A 3588-nucleotide genomic window follows, 5' to 3' on the forward strand; every position below is an offset into this window, starting at 1 on the left:
CCTGTAGAGCGCAGGCAGCGCGAAGCCGTCGCGGACCACGGCGAAGGTCCGGACCACGTCGGCCGCGGTGCGGCCCGTGGCTTCCTGCAGCCGGTTGACGAAGGAAGGCCCGCCGCGGTTGACGAGGTCGTTGGCGACGACGCGCGCGATGATCTCGCGCCGCAGCCGGTGGTCGCGGATTTCGCCGGCGAATTTCTTTGCCATGCGCTCCGGGAAATAGCCCATCAGGTCGCGGTCGAAATGCGGATCGTCCGGCACGTCGCTGGCGACGATGTCGGAGAACAGCACGATCTTGGCATAGGCAAGCAGCACGCCGAGCTCGGCCCTGGTCAGCGGCTCCCCGCGCGCCTCGCGCTCGGCAAGGGCTGCGGGCGAAGGCAGCGTCTCGACCGCTCGGTCGAGCAGGCCGCGCGCTTCCAGTGCCGTCATGAAGCGGGCCTGGTGCGCGATGTCGGCCAGCCCGCGCTTGCGCGCCATCGAGAGCGCCAGCGTCTGCTGGTAGTTGTTGGAGAGCACCAGCCCGCTCACCTCGTCGGTCATCTCGGCGAGCAGCTTGTTGCGCGCGGGCCGGGCCAGCGAGCCTTTGCGCATGGCGGATGCCAGCGCGATCTTGATGTTGACCTCGACGTCCGAGCAATTGACGCCGCCCGAATTGTCGATGGCGTCGGAGTTGCAGCGGCCGCCATTCATGCCGAACTCGATGCGCGCCCGCTGCGTGACGCCGAGATTGGCGCCCTCGCCGATGACCTTGGCGCGCACGTCGAGCGCGGTGACGCGGATGGCGTCGTTGGCGCGGTCGCCGACATCCTGGTTGGTTTCGCCGGAGGCCCTGACATAAGTGCCGATGCCGCCGAACCACAAAAGGTCGACCGGCGCCTTGAGGATGGTGTTGATGATCTCCACCGGCGTCGCGGTGGTCTTGCCAAGGCCGATCGCGGCGGCCGCCGCCGGCGGCAGCGTGATCGACTTCTGGCTGCGCGAGACGATGACGCCGCCTTCCGACAGTTTCGACTTGTCGTAGTCCTGCCAGGACGAGCGCGGCAGCGCGAACATGCGCTGGCGCTCGGCAAGCGAAGCCGCGACATCCGGATCGGGATCGATGAAGATGTCGCGATGATCGAAGGCGGCGATCAGCCTGGTCTGCGGCGACAACAGCATGCCGTTGCCGAACACGTCGCCCGACATGTCGCCGACGCCGACCACGGTGAAGGGCGAGGCCTGAATGTCGCGGTTCATCTCGCGGAAATGCCGCTTGACCGCTTCCCACGCGCCCTTGGCGGTGATGCCCATCTTCTTGTGGTCGTAGCCGGCCGAGCCGCCGCTGGCGAAGGCATCGTCCAGCCAGAAGCCGTGCTTCTCGGAGATGGCGTTGGCGGTGTCGGAGAAGGTCGCCGTGCCCTTGTCGGCGGCGACGACGAAATAGGGATCGTCAGGATCGCGACGCACCACGCCGGCCGGCGGGATGACGCCGTCGACGCCAATATTGTCGGTGATCGAAAGCAGGCTGGAGACGAAGTTCTTGTAGGCCGAGGTGCCGGCCTCGAAGATTGCGTCGCGCCCGGCGCTCATCGGCAGCTTCTTCGGATAGAAGCCGCCCTTGGCGCCGACCGGCACGATGACCGCGTTCTTGACCTGCTGCGCCTTGACCAGGCCGAGCACCTCGGTGCGGTAGTCCTGGGCGCGATCCGACCAGCGCAGGCCGCCGCGCGCCACCGGGCCGAAGCGCAGATGCACGCCCTCGACCTCGGAGCCATAGACGAAGATCTCGCGCCATGGCCGCGGAGCCGGCAGGCCATCGACCGCCTGCGAGTCGAGCTTGATCGCCAGCGACTGCCCCTTCTCCTTCGTATCGGCTACGAAATGATTGGTGCGCAGCGAGGCTTCGATCAGGTTGAGGTAGCGGCGGATAATGGTGTCGTCATCGATGTTGGGCACCTCTTCCAGCGCGTCCTTGATCTTGGCCTTGAGATGCTTTGCGGCGACCACGCCTTCGGTTTCAGCCGTCGGCCCGAGGCGTGCGACAAACAGCTGATGCAGGCCGCGCGCGATCTCCGGATAGCGGTTGAGCGCGGCGGCGATGAAATCCTGGCTCTGCGGAATGCCTGCCTGCTGCAGGTAACGGCCATAGGCGCGCAGGATGGCGATCTCGCTCGACCACAGCCCGGCGGTCTGGGCAAGCCCGTTATAGCCGTCATTGTCGACATCGCCGCGCCAGACCGCCAGGAAGGCATCCTCGAACAGCGCGCCGCCGTCGGACAGATCGATTGCCTTGCCGTAGCTGTTCTCCAATTCCATGTCGTGGATGAAGACCCTGCTGGAGCCTTCGTCGGCGATCTCGAAGGTGCGCTCGCTGATGACGCGGAAGCCGATGTTTTCCAGCACCGGAACGCGACGCGACAGCGCCACCGGACTGCCGTAATGGTAGATCTTCAGCGCCGCCTGGTGCGGCTTCCGGTCGGCGCGGCGGTAATAGTCGATGGCGATCGGATGGTCGGGGCCGATTGCGGCGATGCGTCCGGCATCGGCCAGCGCCACCGAAGCCGAAAAGGTATCGCGGTAGCTTTCCGGGAACCGCGCTGCGATGCCCTTCAGCATCGGATCGCTGCCGGCCGCCTCCGCCGCCTCGGAAAGCGCGTCTTCCCAGGTTCGCACGATGTCGCGGATAGCCGCCTCGACGGCGGCCTGATCGATCTTCGGGGTCTTGCCGCCGGAACGGCCGATGATGAAATGCACGCGCGCCAGCCCGCCCTCGGGGAAGGCCGGGTAGTAGGCCGACAGCCGGCCCTCGAACACGGTCTTGAGATAGGTGCCGATCTTCTCGCGCACGACGCTGTCGTAGCGGTCGCGCGGCACGAACACGAGGACGGACACGAAGCGGTCGAACTGGTCGAGACGGATCAGCGCCCGCACGCGCGGACGTTCGATCAGCCCGAGAATGGCGCTGGCGTGCTTCCTCAAGATGGGCACCGGGACCTGGAAGAGCTCATCGCGCGGATAGCTCTCCAGCACGTTGATCAGCGCCTTGCCGGAATGGTCGCTCGGATTGAAGCCGGACTTGGCGATGATCGTTTCGGCCTTCGAGCGCAGATAGGGGATCTTCATCACCGAGCGGGTATAGGCGGTCGAGGTGAACATGCCGACGATGCGCAGTTCACCGGCAAGCGCGCCCTTGGCCGTATAGGTCTTGATGCCGATGTAATCGAGGTAGATGCGGCGATGCACGGAGGACTTGGCATTCGCCTTGGTGACGATCAGCGGTTCAGGCCCGTGCAGGAAGGCACGGATTTCCGGCGTCGTCGTCACCGCCTCGGTGCCGCGCCGCAACACCAGCACATCGGGGTCGGACAGGATGCCGAGACCTGGCTTGTCGGCGCGCTCAAGCGTGCCGCTCTCTTCACCACCGACATATTTGAACTCACGCATGCCGAGAAAGGTGAAATTGTTGTCGCGCAGCCATTCGAGGAAGGCGATCGCTTCGGCGACGCTGTTCTTGTCGAGCGGCACGGCCGAATAGCGGAATTCGGAAATGGCCTGGTCGAGGCGGGCGAGCATCCGTTTCCAGTCGGTGACGGCGGCGCGGACCTGGTT

General features: G+C 65.8%; 1 protein-coding gene. It reads right to left on the minus strand.

What is annotated here, in order from left to right:
• Positions 1-3588 (minus strand): NAD-glutamate dehydrogenase (locus EOA38_RS30725; protein ID WP_145966137.1); only part of this gene is annotated, 3588 nt, incomplete at both ends.

The sequence above is a fragment of the Mesorhizobium sp. M1E.F.Ca.ET.041.01.1.1 genome, assembly GCF_003997355.1.
In the GTDB taxonomy this organism is placed as follows: domain Bacteria; phylum Pseudomonadota; class Alphaproteobacteria; order Rhizobiales; family Rhizobiaceae; genus Mesorhizobium.